The 25,665-nt window shown below is 59.1% G+C and carries 21 protein-coding genes; 7 read left to right on the top strand and 14 right to left on the bottom strand.

All coding sequences use genetic code 11. The features are described 5' to 3' along the window. Positions 1 to 418: 418 nt before the first annotated feature. The 6 genes from BLQ12_RS06935 to BLQ12_RS06910 form a co-directional block, all read right to left on the bottom strand. On the bottom strand, positions 419 to 1,120 hold the full coding sequence (locus BLQ12_RS06935) for a cytochrome c biogenesis CcdA family protein (RefSeq protein ID WP_092209625.1): 702 nt from the start codon (positions 1,118 to 1,120) through the stop codon (positions 419 to 421). A 50-nt stretch (positions 1,121 to 1,170) separates the two neighbouring features. Further along, positions 1,171 to 1,542, bottom strand: coding sequence for a thioredoxin family protein (locus BLQ12_RS06930; protein WP_092209623.1), 372 nt, complete (start codon positions 1,540 to 1,542; stop codon positions 1,171 to 1,173). Positions 1,543 to 1,573: 31 nt separating this feature from the next. Continuing rightward, positions 1,574 to 1,807 carry a thioredoxin family protein gene (locus tag BLQ12_RS06925; RefSeq protein WP_092209621.1) on the bottom strand — a complete coding sequence of 78 codons (234 nt, stop codon included), beginning with the start codon at positions 1,805 to 1,807 and terminating at the stop codon, positions 1,574 to 1,576. Positions 1,808 to 2,039: 232 nt separating this feature from the next. Next, positions 2,040 to 3,206 carry a permease gene (locus tag BLQ12_RS06920; RefSeq protein ID WP_092209619.1) on the bottom strand — a complete coding sequence of 389 codons (1,167 nt, stop codon included), beginning with the start codon at positions 3,204 to 3,206 and terminating at the stop codon, positions 2,040 to 2,042. A 258-nt stretch (positions 3,207 to 3,464) separates the two neighbouring features. After that, positions 3,465 to 3,809, bottom strand: coding sequence for an ArsR/SmtB family transcription factor (locus BLQ12_RS06915; protein ID WP_092209617.1), 345 nt, complete (start codon positions 3,807 to 3,809; stop codon positions 3,465 to 3,467). Positions 3,810 to 3,965: 156 nt separating this feature from the next. Continuing rightward, on the bottom strand, positions 3,966 to 4,577 hold the full coding sequence (locus BLQ12_RS06910) for a TetR/AcrR family transcriptional regulator (RefSeq protein WP_092209615.1): 612 nt from the start codon (positions 4,575 to 4,577) through the stop codon (positions 3,966 to 3,968). 315 nt (positions 4,578 to 4,892) lie between these two features. Between BLQ12_RS06910 and BLQ12_RS06905 the strand changes: the two genes are divergently transcribed. The 5 genes from BLQ12_RS06905 to BLQ12_RS06885 all read left to right on the top strand — a co-directional run bounded on the left by BLQ12_RS06905 (position 4,893) and on the right by BLQ12_RS06885 (position 10,276). Beyond that, complete coding sequence (locus BLQ12_RS06905) at positions 4,893 to 6,359, top strand: DHA2 family efflux MFS transporter permease subunit (protein ID WP_175469559.1); 1,467 nt, start codon at positions 4,893 to 4,895, stop codon at positions 6,357 to 6,359. 134 nt (positions 6,360 to 6,493) lie between these two features. Then, on the top strand, positions 6,494 to 8,161 hold the full coding sequence (locus BLQ12_RS06900; RefSeq protein ID WP_092209611.1) for an aminotransferase class I/II-fold pyridoxal phosphate-dependent enzyme: 1,668 nt from the start codon (positions 6,494 to 6,496) through the stop codon (positions 8,159 to 8,161). Between the two features lie 338 nt (positions 8,162 to 8,499). After that, positions 8,500 to 8,952 carry a DUF1499 domain-containing protein gene (locus tag BLQ12_RS06895; RefSeq protein ID WP_092209609.1) on the top strand — a complete coding sequence of 151 codons (453 nt, stop codon included), beginning with the start codon at positions 8,500 to 8,502 and terminating at the stop codon, positions 8,950 to 8,952. Next, complete coding sequence (locus BLQ12_RS06890) at positions 8,949 to 9,707, top strand: helix-turn-helix transcriptional regulator (protein WP_092209607.1); 759 nt, start codon at positions 8,949 to 8,951, stop codon at positions 9,705 to 9,707. Before BLQ12_RS06895 ends, BLQ12_RS06890 begins: the two co-directional genes overlap by 4 nt. A gap of 80 nt (positions 9,708 to 9,787) precedes the next feature. After that, positions 9,788 to 10,276 (top strand): C-GCAxxG-C-C family protein, encoded by a 489-nt coding sequence (locus tag BLQ12_RS06885; protein WP_092209605.1) that lies wholly within the window; start codon positions 9,788 to 9,790, stop codon positions 10,274 to 10,276. Positions 10,277 to 10,361: 85 nt separating this feature from the next. On the opposite strand, the gene BLQ12_RS06880 is transcribed toward BLQ12_RS06885, so the two are convergent. Both BLQ12_RS06880 and BLQ12_RS06875 read right to left on the bottom strand, forming a co-directional pair. Beyond that, positions 10,362 to 12,836, bottom strand: a complete 2,475-nt coding sequence (locus BLQ12_RS06880) for a hybrid sensor histidine kinase/response regulator (protein ID WP_175469558.1) — start codon at positions 12,834 to 12,836, stop codon at positions 10,362 to 10,364. Between the two features lie 49 nt (positions 12,837 to 12,885). Continuing rightward, positions 12,886 to 13,548 carry a response regulator transcription factor gene (locus BLQ12_RS06875; RefSeq protein WP_175469557.1) on the bottom strand — a complete coding sequence of 221 codons (663 nt, stop codon included), beginning with the start codon at positions 13,546 to 13,548 and terminating at the stop codon, positions 12,886 to 12,888. A gap of 633 nt (positions 13,549 to 14,181) precedes the next feature. Between BLQ12_RS06875 and BLQ12_RS06870 the strand changes: the two genes are divergently transcribed. Next, positions 14,182 to 14,934, top strand: coding sequence for a hypothetical protein (locus BLQ12_RS06870; RefSeq protein ID WP_139163881.1), 753 nt, complete (start codon positions 14,182 to 14,184; stop codon positions 14,932 to 14,934). A 77-nt stretch (positions 14,935 to 15,011) separates the two neighbouring features. Here BLQ12_RS06870 and BLQ12_RS06865 read toward each other — a convergent pair whose 3' ends face one another. The 6 genes from BLQ12_RS06865 to BLQ12_RS06840 all read right to left on the bottom strand — a co-directional run bounded on the left by BLQ12_RS06865 (position 15,012) and on the right by BLQ12_RS06840 (position 22,679). After that, positions 15,012 to 15,497, bottom strand: coding sequence for a hypothetical protein (locus tag BLQ12_RS06865; RefSeq protein WP_092209597.1), 486 nt, complete (start codon positions 15,495 to 15,497; stop codon positions 15,012 to 15,014). Positions 15,498 to 15,951: 454 nt separating this feature from the next. Further along, entirely contained in the window at positions 15,952 to 17,796 is a 1,845-nt protein-coding gene (locus tag BLQ12_RS06860) for an Lnb N-terminal periplasmic domain-containing protein (protein WP_175469556.1), read from the bottom strand. Positions 17,797 to 17,860: 64 nt separating this feature from the next. Then, a complete protein-coding gene (locus tag BLQ12_RS06855; protein WP_092209593.1) occupies positions 17,861 to 18,325 on the bottom strand; it encodes a DUF3015 family protein in 465 nt (154 codons plus the stop codon). 270 nt (positions 18,326 to 18,595) lie between these two features. Further along, the gene (locus BLQ12_RS06850; protein WP_092209591.1) at positions 18,596 to 20,332 is read right to left on the bottom strand and encodes a VWA domain-containing protein; all 1,737 of its coding nucleotides are present in this window, start codon (positions 20,330 to 20,332) and stop codon (positions 18,596 to 18,598) included. Between the two features lie 412 nt (positions 20,333 to 20,744). Continuing rightward, a complete protein-coding gene (locus tag BLQ12_RS06845) occupies positions 20,745 to 22,163 on the bottom strand; it encodes an MFS transporter (protein WP_092209589.1) in 1,419 nt (472 codons plus the stop codon). A 120-nt stretch (positions 22,164 to 22,283) separates the two neighbouring features. Further along, positions 22,284 to 22,679 (bottom strand): acyl-CoA thioesterase, encoded by a 396-nt coding sequence (locus tag BLQ12_RS06840; RefSeq protein WP_092209587.1) that lies wholly within the window; start codon positions 22,677 to 22,679, stop codon positions 22,284 to 22,286. 551 nt (positions 22,680 to 23,230) lie between these two features. Between BLQ12_RS06840 and BLQ12_RS06835 the strand changes: the two genes are divergently transcribed. Next, positions 23,231 to 25,483: a vitamin B12-dependent ribonucleotide reductase gene (locus BLQ12_RS06835; RefSeq protein ID WP_217640249.1), complete on the top strand. Its 2,253-nt coding sequence runs from the start codon at positions 23,231 to 23,233 to the stop codon at positions 25,481 to 25,483. Positions 25,484 to 25,665: the final 182 nt, after the last annotated feature.

The raw sequence follows: 25,665 nt of genomic DNA, 5'->3' as shown, positions 1-25,665 counted from the left end.
GGCGGCCCAGCCGGGGGCTAAACTTTTAAAAAGTTTAATAAATAGGCTTTAAACAACATCACGATTTTACGTCAAACCAAAGGCGAATGTGATTTTCCCTGAGGAACGAAGGGGAAAGCGCATTCGCAACCTGCTTTCGAGGTGGCACACCTCGCCGCCGGAGGCAGTCCGGTTAAAGATGCCTCCGGCGGCCCAGCCGGGGGCTAAGCTTTTGAAAAGTTTGACAAACAGGCTTTAAACAACATCACGATTTTACGTCAAACCAAAGGCGAATGTGATTTTCCCTGAGGAACGAAGGGGAAAGCGCATTCGCAACCTGCTTTCAAGGTGGCACACCTTGCCGCCGGAGGCATTTTTTTGGTTTTTGCTCTGAGCCCTCTTGCCCCTGTCGTTCATCCGGCTTTAACCATAGAAGGCCTTAAATAAAGGGTCTTACGATGAAATAGCACCCCAGGCCCCCCACGATGACCCCCGCTCCTTTTTTGAACCACAGGCTTCCGCTCTGGAAGTATTGACTTGTGAGGAGGCGACGGATCAGGGCCGTGCTGGAGCCCGCCACGGCAATGGGGACGCAGTGGCCGATGCCGAAGGCTGTGATGAGGAGAATGCCTGTAAGGAGCTTTTCCTGGATGGTGATGACGGCCAGGATGGGCGCCATAAAGCCGAAGGTGCAGGACCCGGAGAGGATACCGTAGGCAAGTCCCAGGACAAAGGCCCCTGAAAGCCCCCTGACTTGGAGTTTTGACAGGGCGCCACCGGACAGGGAGCAGGCTTCGACCCCCAGCATGTCCAGGGCGACCCAGATGAGGATGCCGCCGATGAGTAGGGTCCAGTAGGGGCTCACCTCGCCCATCATGCGGCCCAGCAGGGTACAGGCCACGCCCAGAAGGGCGATGGTGATAAACAGACCCAGGGTGAACACAACGGCGTACCTGGCGGCACGCCGGGCGTGAAGCGCCTCATCCTGCCCGGCCACGTACCCTACGATGAGGGGAATGGAGGCCATGTGGCAGGGGGAGAGGATCACGCTGACCATGCCCCAGAGAAAGCAGCCTGCAAAGGCAAGGGCCAGGGTGTCTCCCATCCACGCGTTGACGGTTGTAAGAAAGGTGTAGAGCATTTCCGGACTCCCCATGGGTTCAATGGCGTGTGTGGTTGTTTTGTGCCCGGTTACTCGACCCCAAGCTTTTTCAGGACGGCCACGATGCTCTTTTTGTCCATAAAACCCACGTGACGGCTCACCTCTTTGCCGGTGCTGTCGTAAAAGATTTGCGTGGGAATGGCGCGGATACCATATTTTTTTGCTTCATCCCTGTGCTGCCAGACATCGATAAAGATGATGGCGGCCTTGCCCTTGTACTCCTCCTGAAGTTCCGTGATGATGGGCGCCATCATCTTGCAGGGCACGCACTTGTGTGCGCCGAGGTCGAGCATGGTGACCATGCCCTTTTCAGGGACCTCGGGAAGGGGGGTGGTATCGGCAAGGGCCGGGGCGGCAACAAGGCAGAGCAGGATGATCAGAACAAGACAACGTCGTTTCATGGTGTTCCCCCAGGGTTGTGTGGTTGGCAGATCAGGCGGTGATCCATGTGATCACGTCGGCTTTTTTGGGCACCTTGCCCACGCTTTTTACCTCCTCGTTCACCACCACCGCCGGGGTGCCGAACACGCCGTAGGATCCGATGGCCAAAAGGTCTGTGATTTTCTCCACGGTGGCGTCGATGCCGGCTTCTGCAACGGCTTCTTTGACAATGGCTTCTGTCTTGTTGCACTTGGTGCATCCGGGGCCGAGTACTTTGATGATCATGTTTTTTTCCTTATGGTTAAATGCATGGAAGAAAGCCTCCGGCGGCAAGGTGTGCCACCTTGAAAGCTGGTTGCAAATGCGCTTTCCCCTTCGTTCCTCAGGGAAAATCACATTCGCCTTTTATTCAAGTCATGGTGAGGACATCATGTCAAATAGCTGTTTGTTAAACTTTTTAAAAGGTTAGCCCCCGGCAGGGCCGCCGGAGGCGTTTTTTTTCTTTGGCTTACACGTGTCAAATGGTCCCGTAGATCATGCCCGCCAGGGTGGACATCACCACCACGATGGCGACGAAGACACCGGTTTTTTTGACCCCCATGACCCCGCTGATGACGATCATGTTGGGAAGGGAGAGGGCCGGTCCAGCAAGGAGCAGGGCCAGGGCCGGGCCCTTGCCCATGCCGGAGCCCATGAGGCCCTGGAGGATGGGGATCTCGGTGAGGGTGGCAAAGTACATGAGGGCCCCGGAGAGGGAGGCAAACAGGTTTGCGGAAAAGGAGTTTCCGCCCACAAGTGCCGAGATCCACGCCTCGGGGATGAGGGCCGGGTGGCCGGGGCGCCCCAGGAGGAAGCCCGCTGCCAGGACCCCGATGGCCAGCATGGGGAAGATCTGCTTCATGAAGCCCCAGGAGGCATCCACCCAGTCGGTGCGCTCGTCAGAATCGAACCAGCGTTTCAGCATCCAGCCCAGGGTGAGGAGGAGGCCCCCCGTCAGGTACCACTTGGCCTTGAAAATGGTTTGCCACACCATCCCCTCGTCGGCGCCGGGCCTGGCAAAGGCGGCAAACACGAGGATCAGGACCATGACACCCATGACGGCGCCATCCTGGAAGAGGGTACGTCCCTCGTCGTCCTCATCGGGGAGGTGCATGGGGCCGGTGGCGCGGGCCGCGTCATCTTTGCGAAAGATAAAGGCCATGAGCAGGCCGATGACCAGGGCAAAGCAGACGGCTCCGATGGCCCGGGCCAGGCCCATCTGCCAGCCCAGGATCCGGCCCGTGAGGATGATGGCCAACACGTTGATGGCTGGCCCGGAGTAGAGAAAGGCCGTGGCCGGACCGATGCCGGCTCCCCGGGAGTAGATGCCCGCGAACAGGGGCAGGACCGTGCAGGAGCAGACCGCCAGGATGGCCCCTGAGACAGAGGCCACGGAATAAGCGAGAACCTTTTTGGCCTGGGCACCGAAGTATTTCAGGACCGAGGCCTGGGAGACAAAGACGCTGATGGCACCGGCAATGAAAAAGGCCGGCACCAGGCAGGTGAGGACATGCTGCCGGGCGTACTCCTGCAGCATCAAAAAGGCTTCCATCCCAGCCTGGCGAATGGTGGGAGAGCCCCAGGGCATGAAGTAGGCGGTGAGGTAGAGCCCAACGATCCAGGCTAATTTGGTGCGTTCTTTCATAACAGTCATCCATGGTGGTGGCGGTGTGGCTTCCCGGTGCCGGTTTGCAAGGCACCTGACAGTGCGCGACCGTCGGGGTTTATATTCTTATGTATTGCCATTTGGCGATATATTAAAGCCCATAAAGACAAGGTTTGGCCTTGGCGACACCCGGGCCGTGATGCATCCAGCAGGCCGGGAGACGGCAGGGAAAACACCGTTAGGTCCCTGCCGTTTGGTCCCGTTTCAGGGTCTGTCCGGGGAGGCTGGTTTGGAACGTCAGCCCCGGGTGATGAATTCCCGGTCGATGTCGGGCAGCCGGTCCAGCATCTCCCGGATGTCCTCGTCGGCCTCAAGCCAGTCGCTGACCTGCTCCAGCATGGCCACGGCGTAGGTGTTCTCCGGCCTGCTGTTCAACTGGAAATTGACCCAGAGGCCATCCTTTTCAAAGCTTACCAGTTCGGCTTCTTCCAGGACCTTGAGGTGTTTGCTTACCGTGGATTGGGCCAGGCCCAGGGCTTCTTTCAATTCGCAAACGCAAAGAGACCGATGCTGCAGGGCCTTGACGATTTTCACCCGGCTGGGGTCGGACAGGGCCTTCATGACTTTGATAAACGGTTTCATCGGGTTCTCCCTGATGGTGCTATATCGTTATATGGCAATATACGGTCTGTCTGGCATCGTGTCAACACAGAATGTGAAAACGGATACCGGATCCCCTGTTTCCAAGCGAGCTTATCCCGCCTGGATCACAGGCGGCTGCAGTGGGATCGCCTGGGATCATGTGAATACATACCGCGCGATCATGTCGGCAAGGGTGTCTATTAACCGATCCTGTTCGATGGCCGGCGTGCTGGACATCCCGGCGTGTATCACCTCTTCGCAGGCGCACAGGATCACAAAGGCCGCGGCATCAAGGTCGGTGATCCGGAGCTTTTTCCTGTGACGGTCAAGGGCGTCGACCAGCTCGGATCGCATGGTTTCATGCAACCTGCGGTGAATGGCCTCCACGTCCTTGTCGGTGTACCGCATGGCGGATACTTCACGACGGAAATCAGGGGAGAGGGTATGCTCTTTTGCCAGGCTTTGCAACAGGCCACGGATGATCTCCCGGTTGCTTTGTTTTGAAAAATCAACGTCCCGGCAGGCTCTCTTTAAAAAGGTGGTGTGGGACGCGGCACCGTATATTTCAAGGAAGATACTTTTTTTGTCTTTGAAATAGGCATAGACGCTTCCGGTTGCCACGCCTGCTTCCGCGGCAATCTCCTTTGTGTTGGTTTTGTGAAATCCTTTATTGGAAAAGAGTCGCTCTGCGGCTTCAAGGATCTTGTCCTTTGTCCGGATTCCCCGCTGCTGGGTGGGCTTTCTGGTCTTTTGCGTCCCCTGCGTCATGTGTGGTGTGTCCCTTTCCCATCAAGTTATCCGTACCTGCTGGCAAGGGGCCGGAAGGGCTCCCTGTCGCCAGGGATAGGGCGCCTCACCGGTGTCACACAAAGGATCATGGGCAGCCGGGGGGAGCCGCGCCAAGGTGGCCAGCGGATGTTATTTTCAGGCCTTCTTATATCAACCCCCAGGGGGCGGTGTCAAACAGTGTGAACCGAAGTTCATGTTTTGCAATTGACAACCTGAACCATAGTTCATATTGTGGGGTTAACATGAACTATGGTTCAGGTATGGCTACGCGGACTTTTTCCAAGGAGAGCAGGCATGGCTTCAAGCACATGTGCCCGGGGCACAGATATCAAAGAGGGGCATCCCCGTGATGCAAAGTGGCGGGTACTGGCTGCCGTTTCCACCGGGGCCTTTCTGGCCTCCCTGGACAGCAGCATCGTCAACATATCGCTTCCGACACTTGTCAGGGTCTTTGACGCCGGGTTTGTCCGGGTTCAATGGGTGGTCCTGGCGTATATGGTGACCGTGGTGTCGCTGATCCTTCCCCTTGGCCGCATCGGGGACATTCTGGGCAAGAAGAACATATACCTGGGTGGTTTTATCGTGTTTACCGCGGGCTCTGCCCTTTGCGGCACGGGGGCAAGCCTTTCAGGTCTTATCGCGTTTCGGGTCATCCAGGGGGTGGGGGCGTCCATGATCATGGCCCTGGGATTTGCCATTGTCACCGAGGCTTTTCCGGCACAGGAGAGGGGGCGGGCCATCGGGATCCTTTCGGCATTGTGCGCCGCAGCCATCGCCCTGGGGCCGGTCCTCGGCGGTGTGTGCATAGAGGCCCTGTCCTGGCCATGGATTTTTCGGGTCAATGTCCCCCTGGGGATTATAGGGTGTGCCATGGTGCATGGGTACGTTCCGGGCGACACCGTCAAAAAGGGGGAGTCCTTCGGGGGTTCCGGTGCCGTGTCGCTATCCGCGGCTCTGGTCTTTCTTTTTGTGGGGATCACCTGGGGCCAGGTTCACGGATACACCCCCCTTACGGCCCTGGCCGTGGGGGTAGGGTTTGTGTTTAGCTCAGCCGTGTTCATCACGAGTGAAAACCGGGCCGTCCAGCCCCTCATTGATGTCTCGCTGTTTTCGGATCGGCAGTTTACACTCAATCTGGTGACAGGGTTTATCGCCTTTGTGGCGTACGCCGGGATGGTGCTGCTCCTGCCCTTTTACCTGGAAGAGGTTGCCGGGTACCCCACCCGGAGGGCAGGCCTCTTGATGGCTGTGGTCCCGGTTTCCCTGGGGGTGATGTCTCCCCTTTCCGGGGCGCTTTCGGATCGATTCGGGTCGCGGCTTGTGACAACGGCGGGCCTTTGTGTCTCCCTTGGGGCCTATTTTGCGGCGTCTTCCCTTGACGGCGGCACCTCCGTGCCGGGCCTCGTCGCACGGCTGGTGGCCCTGGGGGCCGGTATGGGGCTTTTCATGTCGCCCAACAACAGCGCCATCATGGGCTCTGTTGCCCGCGACCGGCTGGGGATTGCCTCAGGTCTCCTCACGGCCGCCCGGACCTTGGGGCAGGCCATGGGGGCCGCTGGGGTGGGGGCCTTCTGGGCGTTCAGGGTTTCCGTATATTCCGGCCGCACACCGGCTGTGTCTTCTGCGGATATCTGCGGGTTTCACGACACGTTTATGGGGCTTTTTTTTCTGACGGCGGGCGGGATCGTGGTGGGCCTTTTGGGGTGTGCCCCGCACCGGGGCACCTCGGACGCACCGGCACGGCAGGGGGCCCAGCGGTGAGTGCACGGCTTGACCGGTGGCTTTTTTTGTCCCATTGACAATGGTGGAGGCGGGCGGTACCTTTTTTCTTTCCAATGGACCAGATATGACGGTGAGATACCACCGGGACGTGTTGATGTATGGAGGAGATGGAGATGCAAGACGAGATGATCAGCCTGGCCAGTGACAACTATGCAGGGGCTCACCCTGAGATTGTTTCCGCGGTGGGGGCCGCGGCCGTGGGCACGGCAGGAGCCTATGGGGCAGACCCCTGGACGGCCGTGGCCGAGGAGCGGTTTAAAAAGATCTTTGGCGAGGAGACCTCCGCCTTTTTGGTGATGACCGGAACAGCCGCCAATATCCTTTCCATCGACGCCGTGACCCGGCCCTTTGAGGCTGTGCTTATCTCAGACTGTGCCCACCTGCATATGGACGAGTGCGGTGCGCCGGAGCGATTCACCGGCAGCAAGTTCATCGTGGTGCCGTCGGTGCAGGGCAAACTCACCGTGGAGGGTCTCCGGCCCTGGGTGGAGCGGGAACCGGACTACCACAGGGTCCGGCCCAGGGTGGTCTCCATCACCCAGACCACGGAGTTCGGCACCGTCTATTCCGTGGATGAGATAAAAGCCATCACCGGGTACGCCCACGAACACGGGCTCCTGGTCCACATGGACGGCTCCCGCATCTCCAACGCCGCCGCATCCCTGGGGCTCGATTTCCCCGCGTTTACAAAGGATGCCGGGGTGGATTTTCTCTCCTTCGGCGGCACCAAAAACGGCATGATGTTCGGCGAAGCCGTGGTCTTTTTTACCCGGGATTTTGACGAAGCCTTTCAGTACACCCGCATGCAGGGCATGCAGCTTGTCTCCAAGATGCGCTTTGTGGGGGCCCAGTTCGAAGCCTTTTTAAAGGATGGCCTCTGGAAGCGCAACGCAGACCACGCCAACACCATGGCCAGAAAGATTGCAGAAGCCCTTGACGGCGCCCCGGGGGTGACCCTCACCCAGCCCGTGGACGCCAACGCCGTCTTTGCCCTTCTGCCGCCGGAAATGATCGAAGCGCTTCAGAAGCGGTTTCACTTTTACGTCTGGAACAACCAGACAAACGAGGTCCGCCTCATGGCCTCCTTTGCCACCACGGAGAACGAGATTCAGGCCTTTGCCGAGGCTGTGAAAGCCCTTGTTAACCTGGAGAGCTTTATGACAGACAGCCTTAAGACCACCATTTCCACCTACGATGATTGTGCAGACGCTTACGCGGACAAGTTCATGGATTACCCCGCGTACCGGGAGATGATGATCCGTTTTCGTGACACCTATGTGAAAAAAGGGGCTGCGGTGCTGGATATCGGTTGCGGTCCGGGAAACAACGCCGCGCTGCTGAGTGAAAAAAAGGTGGCCCTGACGGGTATCGACCTCTCTGCCGAGATGGTGAACCGGGCCAGGGCCCATGTGCCGTCGGGTGATTTTCGGGTGGGGGACATCCGGGACCTCTCAGGGCTCGGCACCTTTGATGTGGTCATCGCCTCGTTTTGCATCGTGCACATCACGCCGGAGGAGGCCCGGGGTGTCATCAAAGAGGCGGCCTCTCTTCTGGTACCGGGCGGGGCCCTGTACTTAAGTTTTATGGTGGGGAAAAAAGACGGCTACGAGACCACCAGCTTTTCGGGTGGCGGCGAGATTCATTTTACCTACCACGATCCGGAGGCGGTCAAAGGCTGGCTTGCGGAGAATCAGCTATCCGTGGTGGAAACCCATCTGAGCGACTATCCGGAAGGGGACGGCAGCATCACAACGGATACCTTCCTGTTTATCCGTAAATAGAGCCGGCAGATATGGGCAACGTGCATAAAAAAGAGCCTCCGGCGGCCCTGCCGGGGGCCAAACTTTTGAAAAGTTTGACAAACAGGTTTTGCTCAATTTAACAGAAACCTTCGCGGAAGCCCTCTCCCTGGGGAACGAAGGGGGAGGGCTTTCGCAACCTGGGGTCAAGGGGATCATCCCCTGGCCACCGGAGGCAGGTTTTCCCTGCCCATTTTAACCATAGAAGGCATCTTTGAGCCCGGATTCCAAAAGCTCCGAACGATTGCGTGTATTTTATGGTATGGTGACCGGCACGTCGCACCGGTTTGTCCCTGTCAACCCGATTTCAGGAGGCCACCATGACCCTCAAGACCTTTCTGCTTGTTCTGTTTGTTCTCTGCGTCTTTCTCGGCTGTTCATCCACTGCGGCAAAAAAGTCCGGTGGGTTGGGCGTCACCGACGGAAGGCTTGCTCCCTGCCCCGATTCACCCAACTGCGTCTCTTCCCAGGCGGAAGATGAGGCACACCGTGTGGCCCCGCTGCCCCTTGAGGACTCCCCTGCCGATGCCATGGACCGCATCGTTTCCTGCCTCATGGCGACCCCCCGCGTTACCCTTGTCACCCGCACCGACACCTACCTCCACGCAGAGGTCCGCTCGGCCCTCTTCCGGTTTGTGGACGATGTGGAGGTCTCCATCGACGAGGCCGGTCAAACCATTCATTTTCGATCTGCTTCCCGCACAGGGCACAGCGATCTCGGCGTTAACCGAAAGCGCGTGGAGCGTTTGAAACAAAAGGTGCTTGCTCGTTGAGTCTGCATGGTATTGCCCCCCCCCTGGCATGGGCGCCCTTCATCGCGTCATACTGGCATCTGGATGGTGATTCCGTTGTGGATATACATGGCGGGGTGGCCCTTGTCTTCAACCTGGGAGATCCCGTCACCGTGGATGTTCAGGGGCACGATTCCCTGCAGGTCGCCTCTCCTTTTCTTTTGGGCGGGCTGTCGCGCCGGGTAGGGTTTCGGGCAGACGGCGACCTGCGGCTGTTTGGCGTCAGGTTTCGTCCCTGCGGGGTGTTTCCTTTTTTTTCCATGCCCCAGATGGAGTTTGCCGGGCAGTGCGTGGTCCTGGACGAACTCTGGGAGCTCAAGGGCCTGGGGGTCGTTGAGGCGATGGCCCGGGGCAGGGGTGACGCGCCGGATGATTACGCATGCCGTTTCAATGAATTTTTTGCCGCACGCAGGGACTCGTTTTTATCCTATGGCCGAGTGGTGGCGATGGCTGTGGCCGTTATCCGGCGGGAGTGCGGAAATGTGACCATGGCCGCCCTTGCCGCAGAGTGCGGGGTGAGCCGGAGGCACTTGGAGCGGCTTTTTGATGAGCGTATCGGGGTGACTCCGAAGCACCTTGCCCGTATGTTTCGTCTTTCCCTCGCCCTGGGGCATCTTCCGTCTTCGGACGCCGCCGACGTTGCCGCCCGCTGCGGTTACTTTGATCAGCCCCACCTGATTCGTGAGTGCCGGTGTCTGACCGATTACTCCCCTTCCCAGATGCATCCCTCATCATAAAAAAGCGGTCCCTGTCGCATTTGTCCAATACCGGAGCCTTCCCCCTGTTGCAGACTCCTTGCGACGGAAAGGAACTTGCCATGGAACACCTGACGACCGGAACCGAAACGATAAAAGGGGAGAACATGACGACAACGACGCGCGTGACCGTTGCCATGGATTTGCTGCAGGCCGGGTACTCCTGCTCGGAGGCCCTGGTGCTTGCCTATGCGGACGATTTACAGCTGGACTCCTCCCTTGCCCTGAAGCTTGCATCGGGTTTTGCCGGGGGCATGGGGGACAGGTACGGGACCTGTGGCGTTATGACGGCGGCCTGCCTGGTGATCGGCCTTGTGGCGGGACCTGATGAGATATCGAACCCTGCATCACGGAATCGTGTCAGGGGTCTGGTGGCTGCCTTTCGAGAAGGGTTTGCTGCCGACCACGGGGCCCTGGCCTGCGGGGACCTCAACGGCGGGTTTGACCCCGCCAGCCAGGAAGGCAAGGTGGCGATTCGGGCCGGGGGAAGGGTTCAGCGGCTTGTGGCCCGTGCTGTCCAACGTCTTGACGCATTGCTGGACCGCCCATGACCGACAGCCGGGTTAGGGGCGGGTCAAAAATAAAACATACAAAAACGATGCCTCCGGCGGCAAGGTGAGCCACCTTGAAAGCGGGTTACCCCGTGGCTTGCTCCAGTTCCGCGATGAGGTTGCGGGCCTCGTCCATCACCTTGTCCGCAGCCCGGGCCAGGGGAGCAAGCTCCCCGATGCCGATGGCTTCCCCTGCCTCCAGCCGCTGCTCCAAGGCTGCCGCCGTGGCTGCGGGGCCAGGGGCTCCGATGTTCATCAGGGCACCCTTGAACCGGTGGACCCTGACCTCCAGATCCGAGAAACGCCCCTCCCTTGCCATCCCCTCCATGAGGTGCATGCCCTCCTTATGATCCTTCAGGAAAACCCGCAGCAGTTTCAGGTAGAGGTCGGTGCCGTATTTTTTTTCATACGCAGCGCTGTCCACGGAAGGCTCAGGTGCGGGCTTTATGGCGTTGCCTGCAATGATTTTCTCTTTCGGGAGCCAGGCCAGCAGGGTCCTTCGAAAGGTGGTGACGTCGATGGGCTTTCGGATGAAGGCATCGAAGGGGCCCTGCTTCACGGGTTCCACGGTGTCCACGGCGCTGAAGGCGATGAAAGGCGGCAGATCAGGGGGATGGATGCCGGCTTTTAACCGTCGTACCACGTCGCGACCGTTGATGTCCGGGAGTTTCATATCGGTGATGACGAGGTCGAAGGTGCGGCCCGAGGCCATGGCGTCAAGGAAGGCCTGGCCCGTCTCGGCGGTGTGGATCACCATCCTGTGGCCCTTGAGGAGTTCGGTGACCATGGTGCGGCTCAAGGGATCATCCTCCACCAGGAGTATGGATACCCCGGGGGCGGTGAAGTCATGGACGAGACCCTGGGCGCAGGAGGGGGCGGCAGGGGGCACCTGGGGCTTTTTCGGAGAGGCCTCGATTTTTTTGCACACGGGTTTTTGCATCACATGGAAGCTGAACCGGGTTCCTTTGCCCGGCCTGCTCGTGCAGGAGATACTGCCTCCCATACGCTCCACCAGCTGCCGGGTGAGGGTGAGGCCCAGGCCCGTGCCCTGGACCGTGGTTGCAGCAAACTGGGTGAACTCATCGAAAATATGGGGGAGATGTTCCGGGGCGATGCCGGAGCCGGTGTCGGTGATGGTGAACTTCAGGCAGAGCTGCTCCCCGTCCGTCCGGCACCCGATGCGAAGGGAGATGATGCCGGTGTCGGTGAACTTGACGGCGTTTTGCAGGATGTTGAAGAGCACCTGCTTCAGTCGCATGCTGTCCCCTAACATGGCGTGGGGAATCTCCGATGCGGCGGAGACGTGGAGTCGGATGTCCTTGCCCCTTAAGGTCTGTTCCACAAGGGCCACGATGTGACCGATGAGATCGTGAAAGAGGTAGGGCTGCTCCACGATGCGGTATTTTCCGGCCTGCATGCTGGAAATGTCCAGGACATCGTTGACGATACCGGAAAGGTGTTTTGCCGCCGTCCGGGTATGGCCTACGTAGGTCTTCTGCTTTTGGCCCAGGGGTGTCTCGCTGAGGAGATCGATAAACCCCACCACGGCATTCAAGGGCGTTCGGATCTCGTGGTTCATGTTTTTGAAAAAATCCTGTTTGGCCCGGATGGTGGCCTGCTCCACCCGCAGGGTGTTCCGTGCGAGGCGGGACCCGGTGATGCCCACAATGAGAAGGATCACCCCGGCAGTGAGGGTGTAAAGGAGAATGTAACTCTGCCGGATATCCTGGAGGGTGCACTCCGAGACAAAGGTGAGGATTTTGAGTTTGTATTGGTCGATCTCCCGCATGTAGGCGGTGTACCGATTGCCGTGGATGATGACTGTCTCGCCGTTGACGGCACTGTTGGCCAGGGCAAGGTCCCTGTTTTCCGGTGTGGACAGGCTGGTATACCCTGCGGAAGGGTCCTGGGAGTGGGCGATGAGGGAGGCGTTGTTGTGGGTGATGACGATGAACCCGGACTCAAAGGCTAGGTTCTGCATGATGGTGTGGTACCGGGAAAAAAGAAAATCAACGCCCACCACCCCTGCGACGTGCCCGGAGGGCCCCTTGATGGCAAGGGAGATGGAGGTAATATCCTCGCCCTCGGGCATGCTTTGGTAGAGGTCGTTGATGAAGGGGCTGCCGGGTTTTTTGAGGGCGCCGGTGTACCACGGCCGGACAACGGGTGTGTACCCCTGGGGCATGGCAATATACCGGTCCACGATGAGGGAGCCGTCCTCTGTGCCCAGGTAGACGTACTTGAAGCGTGCGTTGAACTGTCGGTAGTGGTGGAACAGATTCTGGGCATCCCGGAGCAGAGCCTCGCTCCTTTCGCCTTTCGGTGTGGTCAGCAGGGTGGCCACCGTCTTATGGTCGGCGATTTCCTCCACATGGGAAAAGGCGGTGCCTATATCTTCGGAGAGGGTCGTGGCAATGGAGGTCAGGGCGATGTTCGCCGCCTCTTTAAGGTTTCGTTTGGCCTGCCGGATGGAGATGTTGATGCCGATGACCGCCATGACCATCAGGGCGGAGAGTACGCTGACATAAAAGATGCTGATCACTTTCAGGGAGAGTTTCATGGGGCGGTCCGCCGGGGCAGAGCCCCTGTGACGCGTCGTCCTGGGTGGGTCATGCTTCGGACCCGTCGGCATCGGTGAGCCTGTAACCCCTTCCCCATTTGCTGACAATGGCAAGGGGACTCTCGGCCTGGGTGAGTTTCTTACGGATGTGGGAGATGTAGGTACGTAATGCCCCTTTGGCGGTCTCCAGTCCTGCCCTTCCCCAGACCGCCTCGATGAGCTCTTCCGAGGTGATATAGGTGCCGTACCCGAGGCGCAGGCGGTGGAGAAGCCGGTGCTCGATGGGGGTGAAGTCGATGCGCAGGACGTCGGCACCGGGCAGGGGTTCCGCGTCTGTGGCCACGGACAGGCCCGGGGTTCGTCTCAGGACACACTCCAGGCGTGCCGCCAGTTCTTCGATGTCAAAGGGTTTACGGATGTAGTCTTCGGCCCCGGATTTCAAGGAACGCACCACGTTTTCGGGCATGGATTTGCTGCTGACCATGACAAAGGGGATGTCATGGTTTTTCAGGTGGGCCGTGATCTTGTGACCGTCCCCGTCCGGCAGGAGGATGTCCACCAGGGCAAGGGCGACAGGTCCCTCATGGATGGCCCGGACGGCCTCCCGGCATCCTTCGGCGTGGAGGACGGTGTACGCATCGTTTAACTGCTCAATGGCGTGCTTGATGAGGAGAAAGTCCGTCTGTTCATCTTCGACTACAAGAATGGTCATGGCAATCACTTTGTGTGGTCTTTGCATCAGCACGTCGCCCGAGTGATCCATGGAGCTGGAACAATCGGTGTTCCCTTGGGGCTCACCTTTGCTCCCGGTGCGCCCGGTCGAGATTGTTATTGTCTCTTTTTTAGCAAAATAATCATAGCTTATATGACAGAAGGAATAACCAAGTCAATTGATAATCAACGCATTGAGCGATGTGTTGTAGTTAACTTTTTTGGCCTTCTTTTAACTTTTTTTACTGACGCGGCGACGGTATACATCCAGCGGGACGATGTCAGCTGAGGCAGATGACTGGACCGTGGCGTTGCCCTGATACACGAACAGGGAACGGGCAAACAGCTTTTACGGTGGCCCTGCCGGGGGCTAAGCGTTTGCCTGATCTTAAAACGACGGGTTTGATAAACAGGTTTTAAAAACAGATTCAGCTTAACCTGAATCAATAGCGAATGTGATTTTCCCTGAGGAACGAAGGGGAAAGCGCATTCGCAACCTGCTTTCGAGGTGGCACACTTCGCCGCCGGAGGCATCGCTTTTGTTTTCTTAAAATTCCGTCCCTTAGGTAGGGGCTCCTCGGGTGGGAAAGGGGGCCGTGGATGAATGTCTTATTTTCGAATGTGGAGGTTTGTTGTGAAAAAAGGTTGCATGAGTTGGAAGGCGACGGCCACCGTCCTGGTGGTTCTGGTGTCCGGCATGATGCTGTCGGGGTGTGCGTCCACCTGGGTCCAGAAGGACGCGGACTGGATGAACAAAAAGCACGTGCCTGTGCTTGTGGGGCATTACAAGGTGGTCAGTGACGGCGGTGCGGATGTGATTGACCTGGCCAAGCAGGTGTCAGGGGGGCACTCCTTCGGCGATGTGGGCATGGACACCTACAAGGAGATGAAAAAGGCCCTTGAGCCCTTCGGGTTCGATTTGAAGACCGATAAACGGCGGGCAAAAAAGCTGGATCGCATCAAAGATTTCAAGACCGGAAACAGCCAGGTGGATGCCCTGCTTTCGAGCCTGACCTGTGAATGGAACCACCCCTCAACCTCCAACCGTGAGTTCCACCGCATCATGGCCGGTACCTCCCTGCGCAAGCAGGTGGTCAATGAATTGAAGGGGAAAAACAGGAAAGAGGCCTTCCTCTCGGCGGACCTCAAGATCGAAGACCAGGATCAGTATCTGTTCTTCAAGCGCTATCGGGTCGCTTTGGCCATTCAGATCCTGGATCAGAAGGGCGAGGCCGTGTTCCAGGCCAAGGCCGAAGGCTTTACAAACCTCTCATTCCTGCGAAATCCCTGGAGCGAGAAGCGGATCCAGAAGGCCCTGGCCGACGGGCTGGCAAAAATGCAGACCGTGGAAGTAAAGCCCAAGGTATCCATGTTTTCGTCCCTGTAAGGCCCAGATGACAGCCCGGTACAGTCCGGGGAGGTGTCATGACGGGGAGATGTGCGCAACGCGTGTCTCCCCTTTTTTTATACCTTTTTCCGGCCTCCGAAGACCAGTTTCCCGCCCAGGGACCCGGCGCGGATGGTGGGAGCCAGCAAAAGGAGGTAGGCCGCTGCAAGGATTTTTGCCGATGTGGTGAGCCGGTGCACGTTCACCGGCCAGAGGGTCTGGACGAGAAGGATCAGCCCTGCGCCTGCAAAGACCAGGACGCTGCAGATCAGCTTGGTGCGGAACAGGGGCGTTGAAGCCCCTTTGTACCGGTGCTGCCATGAGGCGATGCCGGTGGCGATGACCCCCGGCATGGAGAGAAAGATAACGGCCAGGTTCACGTAGGCAGCAAAGACCAGCCCCTGGACTTCCAGCAGGCAGCCTGCGGCCATGAAGAGACCGGCCACCGGGACCATGCCGTTGGGGATGTGCACGGCGATGGGGTGAAGCTGTCTTTGGTCGTTGAGCCTGTAGAGGCCAAGGAGCCATTTTGGTTTCGGGTGACCATGGGGGTGTGGTTTCATGGGGATGCACCTGTGTGGTTTAAGGACCGTGGGGGAAAGCGTATTTTCAACCTGCTTTCAAGGTGGCGCGCCTTGCCGCCAGAGGCTGTTCGGCCAAAGATGCCTCCGGCGACCCTGCCGGGATCTAAACTTTTGAAACGTTTAACAAACAAGTTTTAGAAAACAGATTCGGTTTAATCTGAATCAATAGCGAATGTGATTTTCCCTGAGGAACGAAGGGGAAAGCGCATTCGCAACTTGCTTTCGAGGTGGCACACCTCGCCGCCGGAGGCATCGCTTTTGTTTTTTTTATCCCTTTTGACCTTGTGGTTTGTCGGACTTTAACCATAGAAGGCTGTTTTTTCAATTGCTTTTGCCCTGAAAGGCAAACTGAATAATTCGTGTTTACTCTACCATGGAATCTTTGAGGGCCGCAACGTGTCTGGGGCGGGGAATCACCCCGTGGCCCCCGGCACTAAAAATAGCGATGCCAGGAAAGGCTGGTTTCCCAGGCGCCGTTGCTCTCCACATCGGTGCGGGAGACGGACAGGCCCATGCGGTTGTTGCGGTTTACCGTGAGGTTGGTTTCAAAGGCGACCCGGGACTCGGTGGAGTCGTCGGGCATGCGGCGGGTGATGTTTCCGGAGAGGAGCATGCGCCACCGGTCCGCCGGGGAGAAGAGAATCCCCGTCCGGAGCCCGGGGCCCACGGAGGCCCCTTTGTCGAGGCCCTTTGAGGCGAGGAGCTCGGCTTCGGGCAAAAGGAAAAAGAGGCTCTCGTCCGTGAGGTTCCATGCCATGCCCGTGGCCGCCCGCAGGGAATAGGCGCCCTTCATGTCGCCGGTATCGGTCATCCTTTTTTCATAGCCCGCGTGGAAGGTCCAGGAGAGGGGGCGGATAAAGGGGTTCCGGGGGGACAGGGAGATGATGTCCAGGATGGTCAGGGCCTGGAGGTCCAGTTCGCTCTCCTCGTTGTCGAAACGGGCCTGGGCGCGCAGGAATTCAATCTGGATGCCTTCGCGTTTGGTGTAATCGGTGTTGAGGAGGTTTGTGAAGGCCGGGGTGATGGTGAGCTCTTCGAAGCTGTCTCCGTCGTAGACGCCCACTGTGGCGGAGATTCGGGCCGCGTCGTGTCCTGTGGTGGGCTCCGGGGGCGCCGTGATCGCCTTTTCATCGGGGGCGCCCTTGCCCAGGGTTTTGCGGGCCTTGAGGGTGCCCAGGAACAGGGGCTTGAATTCGTCCTGGGAGAGTTTTTTCTTGGCGCGCCTGTAGCGGTTCACGTCGGTGACCAGGTCCAGGGTGAGGCGTTTGGTTCTGTCCGTCAGGTCCATGGCGAGGAGCTCACCTGGCGTAAGGGTGCCGTCGCTGAGGTCCCGGGCTATGCCCACCTCGTTTTTGTCCAGGCGTCCCAGGCCGGCCTGGATACGGCTTCCGATGGACGGGCGGTACCTGGCTTCGGTGATGAGGCCCGCCTTCTGCATGGCCTTGATGGTGTCGATGGGGATGACGGTGAGCCCTTTCTCGTGGGTGAGGGAAAGGCCCGGCCGGGCCACTTCAAGGAGGAACTGGAGCATGTAGGAGCAGTTTTTATCAAAGAAATAGTAGTAGCTGTAGCTCTCTTTCAGCTCCAGGATATGAAGGACCATGCGGCGGGTCTCTTCGGGGGTGAGGGTCAGAGGGTACTCCCAGATGTCCCGCTGAGCCATGTCCCCGTACTCCTGGATTTTTTTGTAGTAGGGGAGGATGGCGTAGTATCCCTTGAAGGATCCGACGATGCCCTTGAACATATAGGTGATGGGGTTCCGGCTGTCGGGCAGGGCCGCGTAGTTCACGGCGTCGGCCAGCATGGGCGCCTGATAGTCCGTTTCAATGGTCAGGAAGGTGTGCCCGAACATGGAGGCCGGGTTGTTGAGATGGTAGGTGGGAAAGATCAGGGTCGCCGAAGAGGGATGGAGTCTTTCCGCCTCATCGCAGATCAGGGGCGGCGCGTCGATGACATCGGCAAGCTGCTCGTACACCCAGGTGTAGCGGGCAATGAACCGGCAGAGGGGAACCTCGCTGGGAGCCTCTCCGAAAAACGTGCGGATCAGGGCGGAGAGCTCGGCGTCGGCATCGGTTTTACCTGTCTCGGCCAGGAAAAAGGCGGGGTCGTCCACAAAGCTCCGGTAGGGCGTTAAGCCCACGGGGCAGTGGAGCAGGGTGCGCCAGTACGGGGTTTCGGAGAGCTTCCTCTCGCGGGCGATGCGGACGAGCTGCTCCGTATCCGGGGCAGGGGCCTCGGCAAGGAGCGGCGCGGGAAGCAGGGCCACAAGAAGCAGCAAAAAAGCCCCCGCCAATCGGCAATATACTGCCGAAAGGCGGGGGCGATCCGATGCAGATATGATGCTAAATCTGTGCAAGAACGCCTCGGATGGACTGAGCCACGGCGGTGTTCTCGACGTCGGCGGTGGGGTAAATGGTGTCGAAGTTTGCCTGGAGGGCCTGGCAGGCGGCGGCCTTGTCGGCACCGGATACCTGGGCAATCTCCATCAGGGCATCGAGGTTTTCGCCGTTACCGGTGGCAATGTCCACGGCAAGGCTGTCCATGTTATCTGCGACAAAGGTGTCCATGCGTTCGTTGCTGACGAATGCATCGGGCTTTTCGCAGCCCAGGGTCCCGGAGGAGATACCGAAGGTCTGGTTTCCGCTGGTTCCGTTAAGGGAGGTACCGAGGATGTTCCAGGCCAGGCCTGTCTTTTCGCCGATGAGTTCTTTGCCTAGGCCGCAACCGCAGTTTTCAGTGACGGTGGCTGCGTAGGATGTTCCGGAGAGCACCAGGAGTGCTCCAAGGGCTGCAATGTACTTCTTCATGATTCTTCCTTTCAACTATTCAATACGTTATAACCATTTCTCAGAGATGCGGGGTATCCGTTGACGGCTCAATCGCCCTGGTAGGCGTGGCGATGAGTCGTGTGGGGTTCCCTGATCATCAATGAAGAGTATATACATAGTAAATTATTTGTCAGGATTCTATGAAATAAATCACAGCCGTGAAAAATTATCGTTTAAACGGCAGGGTGTGATTCGCTGTTGATTTCGCGGGTCGATACCCTGTTCCCTGTGTGCTGAAATAAACCTGTGTCAGTCCCAGGCTGACGGGAGAAGTGTTCCCTCCATGAGGATCCGGGTGGCCGAGAGTATTTCGCCGGTTTCAACGCGAATGAGCCGGACGATGACATCGGCCCGGGAACCGGATTTGACGACGCGACCGGCCATGAGCAGCCCGGCCCCAGTGAGGCGTCCTGCCTCCGCAGCGGTCTTTTCGTCCACATACCCGGAGAGGCCCAGGGTGATCTCATCCACAATGGCCGAGGTGTTGTCCCGCTCCACCACGGTGAACAGGGGATGGCGGGTGGCAGCGATGAGAAGGGCCGAGGTGAGGTACGCCGAGTCTGCCGTGGAGAGCTCCGAGGCCAGGGGGAGGATGGCCGTGGCCGGTTTGTCCGACAGGGACATGGCGGCGTAGTCTGCCAGCTGGGCCACGGCCTTGGTGAAGAGCTCTTCCGTGACCTCTTCGGGCTTTGTGCTGCCGGCCACCCCTTCAAAATACTCTCCATGTGTTTCGTCGGGTTGTGTGACGAGGTGGTTCAACTCGTTTCTGGCGATGTTGATGATGACAGCCTCAAGCTTGTCGGAGGTGAAGTTGGCGCCGGTGTGGTGGCTGACGCTGCCCGGGGCGCCGCCTTCGCTCTCTCCTCTCTCCCCGTAGGTAAGAAAGATGTAAGCCCCGCCCGTGAGCTGAGAGAGTTGTCTCAGCACATATTCCCCGTCCAGGGAGAGCCCCCCGGTGCCCACGGAGAAGATCTTGATGCCCTTTTCCCGGGCGGTGCGTGCCGCATCCATGTACGTGAAGGCGTGGTCGTAGTCGAGGTGGGGAGGGGCATCGGTGATGGCAAAGGCCAGCTTGACCCCCTCATCGTTCCAGTTTAGCTCATCAATGCCTTTTTTCAGTGCGCTCTCCAGGTCTTCGGGGGTGTCCCCGCCCCCTTCGGCGCGGATGCCTGCCAGCTCCTTGCTGAAATCTTCCAGCCTGGAGGTAAAGGGGACCGTCTTGGTGACATAGGCATCGCCCGTGTCCCTGTACAGCACCATGCCGTAACGGATCAGGGGCCGCACGGAAAGCTGGGAGAGGTTGAGGTTGATGAGGTCGATGCTGGTTTTCAGCTGGTCGATCTCTTCGCCCATGCTGCCGGTGGTGTCCAGGATAAAAAGCAGGTCCAGGGGCACGGCATCTGGCAGGGCGCGCCGGGTGTCCAGGGTGACGGTCACCTCGCGCCGTCCGCTGCGATCAAGGGCAATTTTTTTCGACAGGCTGTTGTAGCGGAGGGTGGCCTCAAGGGTTTGCGCCTTGCCCGCATACAGGGCGGGAAAGGTCCGGAACATGCCGTCGGCTGTGGTTTTGCCCCTTTCCACCACTTTTCCCTTCAGGGAGATGGCAACATCGCAGTCGGGCAGGGTGAGCCCTTCCTTATCCAGCACGGTGAGGGTGATGCGCTCGCTGACATCGGCGGGGATGTGGGGAACCTCTTTGTAGGTCTTAAGAAAGTCGAGGTAGAGATTGAACTGGCGGTTGTCGTCTGCGTAGGCGGCCCTCAGCCCGGAGGCCGACGGCGCACGATGGCCCCTTTTCCCTGCTGCGGGGGCGCCTTTTTTTTCCCGGGACATGAGGCGTTCGTCAACCGGTGCGCTGAAGGTGGGGACAGGGGCCATGGATTTCTCGGCCTCAATTTCGTCTGGTGAGACCGGGCGGGGGGCCTTGGTCTCGGTACACCCCCAGACAAGGAGGACGAGGCAAAGGAGGGGGGCAAGTCGTTTCATGGGCGATCTCCTGATGTGATGCTGCAGGTGGTGGTCATGATGGTTTCCTTGATCCGGCTGTGCACCCGTCGCAACCTGCTTTCAAGTGGCACTCCTTGCCACCGGAGCCCGTTCGGTTAACGATGCTTTCGGCGGCCCTGCCGGGGGTCAAGCTTTTACCGGATCTTTAAAAATCGGGTTCGACAAACGGCTATCTGACAAGATGGCTTCACCAGACCTTGAATGAAAGACGGGTGTGATTTTTCCCGAGGAACGAGGGGGGAAAGCACATCCATAAGCTGCTTTCAAGGTGGCACACCTTGCCGCCGGAGGCGCATACATAAGGCATAAGCCGAATCGTTTCGTGGTCGCTAAGGAGACAGCTTATACGGCAGTTTTCAGGGGCGTCAATGCTCTGGATCACACCGGGGGCTTACTTGCCTTGTGTGTCCGGTCCCCGCAGCCATGCCAGAAGGCTTCCCAGGGCGGCGGTGGCCGCGCCGCAGAAGAGGGCGTAGCGGAAGGCGGTGAGAAAGGGCGCCTGCAGGGCCTGGGTGTAGGTGGAGAGGCCGTTGGCCCCTGACAGGGCCGTGTAGGTGTGGTTGAAGACGGCACCGGCCAGGGCCACGCCGGTGACCATGCCCAGGTTTCGGGCGGCGCCCACCACGCTGCTGGCCACCCCTCGCCGAGGGGCAGGTACCGAGCTCATGATGGTGGTGTTGTTGGGCGGGAGGAACAGGGCCACGCCAAAGCCTGCCAGGGCCAGTTTAAAGGCGATGGGGGGAAAAGTGGTGAGCTGGGTGGGCCAGGCCAGCAGGGCCAGGGCCAGGCTGAGGGTACCCATGCCCAGGACGCAGAGGATCCGGGAGCCCATGCGGTCGGCCAGGGCCCCTGAAATGGGAGGGACCACAAAGAGCAGGGCAAAGGGGATCATCATGACCGTTCCCACCTGGGCTTCGGAGTAGCCCATGGGAAAGAGCAGGTAAAAGGGCATGAGAAAGACCATGGTGAACAGGGCCGTGTAAAGGGCAATGGCCGAGAGCACCGGGAGCCTGAAGATGCGCTCCTTGAAAAGGCTGGGGTCCATGACCGGGTGGGCGGTCCGATTTTCATGGGCTACGAAGAGAAGGACCAGGGCAATGGCGGAGCCGGTGAGGCCCAGGACGCGCAGGGAGCCGTATCCCCAGGCGTGGGCATGGGTAAGGCCGGTGAAGAGCGTTCCGCAGGCCAGGGCGATGAGCAGGCCCCCCGTCAGGTCAAAGGGCTCGTCACGCCGGGTGTCGGCCTCGGAGCCTTTGAGGATCCGCGCGGCAAGGACAGCCACGGTGAGTCCCACGGGGATGTTGACGGCAAAGATCACCCGCCATGAAAAGTGGGAGAGGATGAACCCGCCGATGGCAGGGCCCGAGGTGAGCCCCACGGCCACCACCGTGGCGATGCTGCCCAGGGCCTTTCCCCGTTCGTTCTCCGGGAAGGCGTCCACGATGAGGGCCTGGCTGCAGGACATGATCATGGCGGCGCCGGAGCCCTGGAGGGCCCGGGCAAAGATCAGGGCACCCACGGAAGGGGAGAGGGCGCAGAACAGGGAGGAGAGGGTGAACAGGCTGTGACCGGCGACCAGGACAAGGCGGCGCCCCACAATGTCGCTTAAGCGCCCGAAGCTCAGGATCAGGGAGGTAAAGGCGATCAGGTAGATCAGCACCACCCATTCAATGGTGACCATGGTGGTGTTCAACCTGCCCATGAGGGTGGGAAGGGCCACGTTGACAATGCTGGAGTCCAGGGTGGACATGAAACTGCCTGTGGTTACCAGCGCGAAGACCGTCCATTTTCCGGGGGAGTGCTGTTTCATTGCGGCTCACTTGAAGACTGTATAAACGGTTGGCCCCCGGCGGGGCGGCCGGAGGCGTTTGGGCCCTGTTTAACCCGGATATTTCATGAGTCGAGTGCACTTTTTCATGAAAGATTCGGGTTACGCTGCAAAGGGCTCCAGCATGTCCCGGATGTCCCCTTCAACGGGCAGGGCCTTGCCTTCGGGGCCGGCAATGACAAAGGTGACGTCCGCCTCCACAACCGGGGTGCCCGCCCCTTTTTTGGTCATGGTCTGCTTGAGGGTGCAGCTCTTGCCTCCGAAGCGGGTGATGCGGCTGTCGATCTCGATGGTGTCCCCCAAGGTGGCGGGGCTTTTGTAGTTGATGTTGATGTTGACCACGAAAAAGGAGTAGCCCTTTGCCGCAAGGTTGCCAAGGTGCTCTTCAAAAAGGGCCCAGCGGGCCTCTTCGATGAATTCAAGGTAGCGTGCGTTGTTGACATGTCCGTACAGGTCGAGGTGATAGCCCCTGACTTTGATCTCCGTGTGATTCTTCATGCGGCTCTCCGTTGCGTGGCGGGGGACGGGTTCCCGGTATTGAGGGTCCGGCAAAGAGAAAAAAGCGCACTGCCGATCTTCCTGCCTGCATACCCGGTTCAAGGCCCTGTAACGCTGATGCTTTTCACCGGACAAGGCGGCCGTTTCCTGCTCCTGACCGCTGTCATGGTTCCGGTCCCCTTACCGTCTGTAATCGTTGAAAAGTCTCGGTAAACTCAAAACGATACCAGTCGGTCTGTATCCTGTCAATATCGCTACATGGTGCGTAAAATGTGATTGACGCCACAATATCTTGTGGTAGAATGGTTTTTAGAGCGGTTGAGCCCATCCAGAGACGGCCGGTGTTCCCGGAGGCGTTTTCCTGACAACACCCATCCAGAATAAAAAAGAGCGGTTTACGGTGCATGGAAGAGAAAAAAAGCAGGTGATTCTCTTTGACTCACCTGTCTGCCCGGGTGGCCGGTGCGTTGGTCCCCTGTGAGGATACCGGGCCACCGTCAAGACATGGATGCACCATTCGGTTGATACGACCTGTGAATAACGGAGAGAACATGACAGCGACAGCGCAAGAGGGAATCATGGAAAAGAGCGGCATGCTGACCATATCGGATAATACACGAACGGTTCTTGAACGGCGGTACCTGAAAAAAGATACCGAAGGGAACCTTGAGGAGACGCCTGAAGAGCTTTTCATGCGTGTGGCAACCTGCATTGCCGAGGCCGAAGGGGCTTACGAGGACGGCCTTGAGCCGTCGGCGGTGGCCGAGGCCTTTTACCGGGTGATGACAGAGTTTAAATTTCTCCCCAACTCACCCACCCTGATGAATGCGGGCAACGACCTGGGGCAGCTGGCAGCCTGTTTTGTGCTGCCCGTGGAAGACAGCCTGGACGGGATCTTCGATGCGGTGAAAAACGCGGCCCTCATCCACAAGTCCGGCGGGGGCACCGGCTTTTCCTTCTCGCGCCTGCGCGCCAAGAATTGCCGGGTGGGCTCCACCGGGGGCGTGGCGTCAGGGCCGGTCTCCTTTATGAAGATTTTCAACACCGCCACCGAGCAGGTGAAGCAGGGGGGGACCCGGCGAGGAGCCAACATGGCCATCCTGCGGGTGGATCACCCCGATATCCTGGAGTTCATCGGTTGCAAAGAGGACAACGAGGCCCTGAACAATTTCAATATCTCGGTGGGGGTAACCGATGCCTTTATGCAGGCGGTGCGACAGGGGGGGGATTACGATCTCATCGATCCCCGCAACGGCGAGCCCCGCGGCTCCCTGAACGCTCGCACCGTCTATGAAACCCTGGTCCACCAGGCGTGGTTCAACGGCGACCCCGGCATTGTCTTTCTGGATCGCATCAACCGGGACAACCCCACCCCGGAGATCGGGGAGATCGAATCCACAAACCCCTGCGGCGAACAGCCCCTGCTGCCCATGGAGGCGTGCAACCTGGGATCCGTCAACCTCTCCCGGTGCGTGGTCACCGAAGGGGGGACAACACGGGTGGATTACGAGGCCCTTAAGGAGACCCTCTGGCTTGCCGTGCGCTTTCTGGACGACACCATCGAGATGAGCCGGTACCCCCTTTCCGCCATCGATGAGATGGTCAAGGGCAACCGAAAGATCGGGCTGGGGGTCATGGGCTTTGCCGATCTTTTGTTTATGATGGGGATCCCCTACAACACCGAGGAGGCGGTGGCTCTGGCGGAAAAGGTGATGGGGTTTGTCCAGGCCGAGGCCCACGAGGCCTCCCGGCACCTGGCTGTCTCCCGCGGCCCCTTTCCCAACATCGACAAGAGCGTGTTTAAAGGGGATGAGAATCGAGCCTACCGAAACGCCACCTGCACCACCATCGCCCCCACAGGGACCCTGAGCATCATTGCCGGGTGCTCCAGCGGCATCGAACCGGTGTTTGCTCTCTCCTTTGTGCGCCGGGTCATGGACGGGGACGAACTGGTGGAGGTGAACCCCCTGTTTGAGGCCACGGCACGGGCCCGGGGTTTTTACAGCGACGAGCTCATGGCCCGCATCGCCAAAGTCGGGACCATCGCCCACATGGAAGAGATCCCCGAAGATGTGAGGGCCGTGTTCGTCACCGCCCACGACGTCTCCCCGGAGTGGCATATCCGCATGCAGGCGGCCTTCCAGAACCACACCGACAACGCGGTTTCCAAGACCGTGAACCTGCCCAGGCAGGCCACCGAGGACGAGGTGCGGGACATCTACGACATGGCCTTTGACCTTTGCTGCAAAGGGGTAACCATCTACAGGGACGGCAGCAAGGAAAACCAGGTTCTCTCCGTGTCGGATGCCAAAGGCGAAAAGACCCCAGCCATTCCCTCCCATCAGGTGCTGGATCGCCCCGAGATCCTGGAAGGGTTTACCTCCAAGATCAGGACCGGTATGGGCCAGCTCTACGTCACGGTGACGGAGATGGACGGACGCCCCTTTGAGGTGTTTGCCACCATCGGAAAATCAGGGAAATCCACCACGGCCAAGACCGAGGCCATCGGTCGGCTCATCTCCCTGGCCCTGCGCACGGGGGTGGACGTTTCCGAGATCGTCCATCAGGTGAAGGGCATCGGGGGCGAGCACGCCGTGTTCCAGAAAGGAGGCCGGGTCCTCTCCATCCCCGATGCCATCGGCCGGGTGCTGGAGAAACGCTACCTCAAAGGCAAAGGGGCGGCAAACGGCATCAAGGTCGAGCCCTCCCTCACCGACGACCCCTGCCCGGACTGCGGCGGCGCCATGGCCCACGAAGAAGGGTGCGTCACCTGCCACCTCTGCGGGTACACCAAGTGCGGGTAAGGGCATAAAATCGTGCCTTCAGGCTCCGCCTGGGAAGGATGCGTCGGAGGCAGTTAAGTTAAAGATGCCTCCGGCGGTCCTGCCGGGGGCTAAACTTTTAAAACGTTTAACAAACAGGCCTTAAAAAACAATTGGTGAGTAACTTCTGATTTTTAAAGCGGATGTGATTCTCCCCGAGGAAC

Origin of the sequence: Desulfoluna spongiiphila, from assembly GCF_900101345.1 — a bacterium.
GTDB lineage: Bacteria > Desulfobacterota > Desulfobacteria > Desulfobacterales > Desulfolunaceae > Desulfoluna > Desulfoluna spongiiphila.
The sequence above is the reverse complement of the archived record's forward strand: the minus strand, read 5'-3'. Positions and strand labels throughout refer to the sequence as shown.

What these genes read in the sequence shown, in the direction of transcription:
- BLQ12_RS06900 (WP_092209611.1), top strand. Translation starts at nt 6,494, where the DNA reads ATGCAAGACGAGATGATCAGCCTGGCCAGTGACAACTATGCAGGGGCT.
- BLQ12_RS06880 (WP_175469558.1), bottom strand. Translation starts at nt 12,836, where the DNA reads ATGAAACTCTCCCTGAAAGTGATCAGCATCTTTTATGTCAGCGTACTC.
- BLQ12_RS06850 (WP_092209591.1), bottom strand. Translation starts at nt 20,332, where the DNA reads ATGAAACGACTTGCCCCCCTCCTTTGCCTCGTCCTCCTTGTCTGGGGG.
- BLQ12_RS06840 (WP_092209587.1), bottom strand. Translation starts at nt 22,679, where the DNA reads ATGAAGAATCACACGGAGATCAAAGTCAGGGGCTATCACCTCGACCTG.
- BLQ12_RS06915 (WP_092209617.1), bottom strand. Translation starts at nt 3,809, where the DNA reads ATGAAACCGTTTATCAAAGTCATGAAGGCCCTGTCCGACCCCAGCCGG.
- BLQ12_RS06835 (WP_217640249.1), top strand. Translation starts at nt 23,231, where the DNA reads ATGACAGCGACAGCGCAAGAGGGAATCATGGAAAAGAGCGGCATGCTG.
- BLQ12_RS06920 (WP_092209619.1), bottom strand. Translation starts at nt 3,206, where the DNA reads ATGAAAGAACGCACCAAATTAGCCTGGATCGTTGGGCTCTACCTCACC.
- BLQ12_RS06895 (WP_092209609.1), top strand. Translation starts at nt 8,500, where the DNA reads ATGACCCTCAAGACCTTTCTGCTTGTTCTGTTTGTTCTCTGCGTCTTT.
- BLQ12_RS06905 (WP_175469559.1), top strand. Translation starts at nt 4,893, where the DNA reads ATGGCTTCAAGCACATGTGCCCGGGGCACAGATATCAAAGAGGGGCAT.
- BLQ12_RS06935 (WP_092209625.1), bottom strand. Translation starts at nt 1,120, where the DNA reads ATGCTCTACACCTTTCTTACAACCGTCAACGCGTGGATGGGAGACACC.
- BLQ12_RS06845 (WP_092209589.1), bottom strand. Translation starts at nt 22,163, where the DNA reads ATGAAACAGCACTCCCCCGGAAAATGGACGGTCTTCGCGCTGGTAACC.
- BLQ12_RS06925 (WP_092209621.1), bottom strand. Translation starts at nt 1,807, where the DNA reads ATGATCATCAAAGTACTCGGCCCCGGATGCACCAAGTGCAACAAGACA.
- BLQ12_RS06875 (WP_175469557.1), bottom strand. Translation starts at nt 13,548, where the DNA reads ATGACCATTCTTGTAGTCGAAGATGAACAGACGGACTTTCTCCTCATC.
- BLQ12_RS06855 (WP_092209593.1), bottom strand. Translation starts at nt 18,325, where the DNA reads ATGAAGAAGTACATTGCAGCCCTTGGAGCACTCCTGGTGCTCTCCGGA.
- BLQ12_RS06885 (WP_092209605.1), top strand. Translation starts at nt 9,788, where the DNA reads ATGGAACACCTGACGACCGGAACCGAAACGATAAAAGGGGAGAACATG.
- BLQ12_RS06865 (WP_092209597.1), bottom strand. Translation starts at nt 15,497, where the DNA reads ATGAAACCACACCCCCATGGTCACCCGAAACCAAAATGGCTCCTTGGC.
- BLQ12_RS06930 (WP_092209623.1), bottom strand. Translation starts at nt 1,542, where the DNA reads ATGAAACGACGTTGTCTTGTTCTGATCATCCTGCTCTGCCTTGTTGCC.
- BLQ12_RS06910 (WP_092209615.1), bottom strand. Translation starts at nt 4,577, where the DNA reads ATGACGCAGGGGACGCAAAAGACCAGAAAGCCCACCCAGCAGCGGGGA.